The organism is Streptomyces sp. N35 (assembly GCF_016464295.1).
GTDB lineage: Bacteria > Actinomycetota > Actinomycetes > Streptomycetales > Streptomycetaceae > Streptomyces.
The window spans coordinates 1-2,889 of the sequence record NZ_JAEIMH010000186.1 but is presented as its reverse complement, the minus strand read 5'-3'; the positions used below and the strand labels follow the sequence as shown (position 1 = coordinate 2,889).

The window sequence follows — 2,889 nt, the reverse complement described above, 5'->3', positions numbered from 1 at the left end:
CTCCACCCCCCCCCCCCCGGACGCCCCCCCGCCGGCCCGCGGGGGGCTCCCTTCGTACGACCGGAAGTCCGACCGTTACTTCTTCTTGCTGCGCTTCTCGCGCACCCGCACCGAGATGTGGATCGGCGTCCCCTCGAAGCCGAACTCCTCGCGCAGCCGGCGCTCGATGAAGCGGCGGTAGCCCGCCTCGATGAAGCCGGAGGCGAAGAGCACGAAGCGCGGGGGCTTCGTGCCGGCCTGCGTGCCGAAGAGGATGCGGGGCTGCTTGCCGCCGCGCACGGGGTGCGGGTGGGCGGCGACCAGCTCGCCGAGGAAGGAGTTGAGGCGCCCGGTCGGCACCCGGGTCTCCCAGCCCGCGAGGGCCGTCTCGATCGCCGGAACCAGCTTCTCCATATGGCGGCCGGTACGCGCCGAGACGTTCACGCGCGGCGCCCAGGCGACCTGGCCGAGCTCGGTCTCGATTTCGCGCTCGAGGTAGTAGCGGCGCTCCTCGTCGAGGGTGTCCCACTTGTTGTACGCCATGACGATGGCGCGTCCGGCCTCCACCGCCATCGTGACGATGCGCTGGTCCTGCACGCTGATCGAGTCCGCGCCGTCGATCAGGATCACGGCGACCTCGGCCTTCTCGACCGCGGCGGCGGTACGGAGCGAGGCGTAGTAGTCGGCGCCGGACTGCAGGTGGACCTTCTTGCGGATACCCGCGGTGTCGATGAACTTCCAGGTGACACCGCCGAGGTTGATCAGCTCGTCGACCGGGTCGCGGGTGGTGCCGGCCATCTCGTTGACGACGACGCGGTCCTCCTTGGCCACCTTGTTCAGGAGCGAGGACTTGCCGACGTTCGGGCGGCCGATCAGGGCGATACGACGCGGGCCGCCGACACCGGGGCCGCCGAAGGTCTGCTGGGGCGCGTCGGGCAGCGCCTCGAGGACGGCGTCGAGCATGTCACCCGTACCGCGGCCGTGCAGCGAGGAGACCGGGTGCGGTTCGCCGATGCCGAGGGACCACAGGGCCAGCGCGTCGGCTTCGCCGCTCGGGCCGTCGACCTTGTTGGCGCACAGCACGACGGGCTTCTTGGCCTTGCGGAGCAGCTTGACGACGGCCGCGTCGGTGTCGGTGCCGCCGAGGGTGGCCCCCCCGAGGAAGATCACGGCGGCGGGGGCCCCGAGGGCGTCCTGGGCCGGGGCGGGGACGGAGGCGCCGATGCCGAGGACGTCCTGCTCCCAGCCGCCGGTGTCGACGAGCTTGAAGCGGCGGCCGGCCCACTCGGCCTCGTACGTGACGCGGTCGCGGGTGACGCCGGGCTTGTCCTCGACGACGGCCTCGCGGCGGCCGATGACGCGGTTCACCAGGGTCGACTTGCCGACATTGGGGCGGCCGACGACGGCGACCACGGGGAGCGGGCCGTGCCCGGCCTCCTCGATCGCGCCTTCGACCTCCTCGATGTCGAAGCCCTCTTCCGCGGCGAGCTCCATGAACTCCGCGTACTCCGCCTCGCCGAGCGCGCCGTGGTCGTGCTCGTGCTCGTGCGCGCCCTCTGCGGGGATCTGGTCGTTCATGAAGTCCGTACCTCTGTCATCGGTCATCGATGGACCACGCAGGCGCGCGGGCCACTACTCACCGCGTTCCCACCCGGTGCCGGGTGCGACGCGGTGCTTCAAGTCTTACTCAGCGCCCCGTGAGGCGCCTGGCGTTTTCCAGGTGGCCGGTCAGCCGCTCCTGGATCCGCAGGGTCGCCTCGTCGAGGGCCTTGCGCGTCCGCCGTCCGCTGCCGTCGCCCGCGTCGAAGGGGTCACCGAAGACCACGTCGATACGGCTGCGGAGCGCCGGCAGCCCCTTTATCAACCGTCCGGGACGGTCTGTGCTTCCCAGTACGGCCACCGGGACTATCGGCGCACCGCTGCGGACCGCGAAATACGCGAGCCCGGCGCGCAGCGAGGCGAAGTCGCCGTCGCCCCGGGTGCCCTCCGGAAAGATTCCCAGGACGCCGCCCGCGGTCAGGACGTCCAGCGCCCCGGTGATCGCCGTCCGGTCCGCGGTCGAGCGGTCCACCTTGAGCTGGCCGATCCCGGTCAGGAACGGATCCAGCGGCCCGATGAACGCTTCCTTCTTGATCAGGAAGTGCGTGGGCCGCGGCGCCGTCCCCATCACCATGGGGCCGTCGACATTGTGCGAGTGGTTCACGGCGAAGATCACCGGGCCGCTCGCGGGCACCTTCCAGGCGCCCAGGACGCGCGGCTTCCACAGGCCGTACATCAGCCCGACGCCGATCTTGCGGCCTACCTCCGCACCCCGCTCGGACGCGGCGGTCTCCCCGTGGGTCACTTCGCGGCCCGCTTCTCCTCGACCAGGGTGACCACGCACTCGATGACCTGCTGCAGCGTGAGGTCGCTGGTGTCGACCTCGACGGCGTCGTCCGCCTTGGCGAGCGGGGAGGTCTTGCGGCCGGAGTCGGCCGCGTCCCTCTTGAGCAGGGCCTCACGGGTGGCGTTGACGTCCGCGCCCTTGAGCTCGCCGCTGCGGCGGGCGGCGCGGGCCTCGGGCGAGGCGGTCAGGAAGACCTTGAGATCGGCGTCCGGCAGCACGGTGGTGCCGATGTCACGGCCCTCGACGACGATGCCCTTCTCGGCGGCCGCGGCGATGGAGCGCTGCAGTTCGGTGATCCGGGTGCGCACCTCGGGCACCGCGCTGACCGCGCTGACCTTGGAGGTCACTTCCTGCGTACGGATCGGGCCGGCGACGTCCGTGCCGTCGACCGAGATGGTCGGGCCCGACGGGTCGGTGCCCGAGACGATCTCCGGCTTGTCCGCGGCGGCGGCGATGGCGGGCGGGTCCGTGATGTCGATGCCGTTGGGCACCATCCACCAGGTGGTCGCCCGGGACTGGGCGCC

General features: G+C 71.6%; 3 protein-coding genes. All 3 read right to left on the bottom strand.

Annotated features, from left to right (window positions below; all coding sequences use genetic code 11):
- Nucleotides 1-75 precede the first annotated feature (75 nt).
- Nucleotides 76-1,557 (bottom strand): ribosome biogenesis GTPase Der, encoded by a 1,482-nt coding sequence (gene der, locus JAO81_RS41725; protein ID WP_199553227.1) that lies wholly within the window; start codon nt 1,555-1,557, stop codon nt 76-78.
- A 109-nt stretch (nt 1,558-1,666) separates the two neighbouring features.
- A complete protein-coding gene (locus JAO81_RS41720) occupies nt 1,667-2,362 on the bottom strand; it encodes a 1-acyl-sn-glycerol-3-phosphate acyltransferase (RefSeq protein ID WP_199553226.1) in 696 nt (231 codons plus the stop codon).
- A partial coding sequence (gene cmk, locus JAO81_RS41715; RefSeq protein WP_199553225.1) for a (d)CMP kinase occupies nt 2,320-2,889 on the bottom strand: 570 nt, incomplete at its 5' end. The genes cmk and JAO81_RS41720, both read right to left, overlap by 43 nt.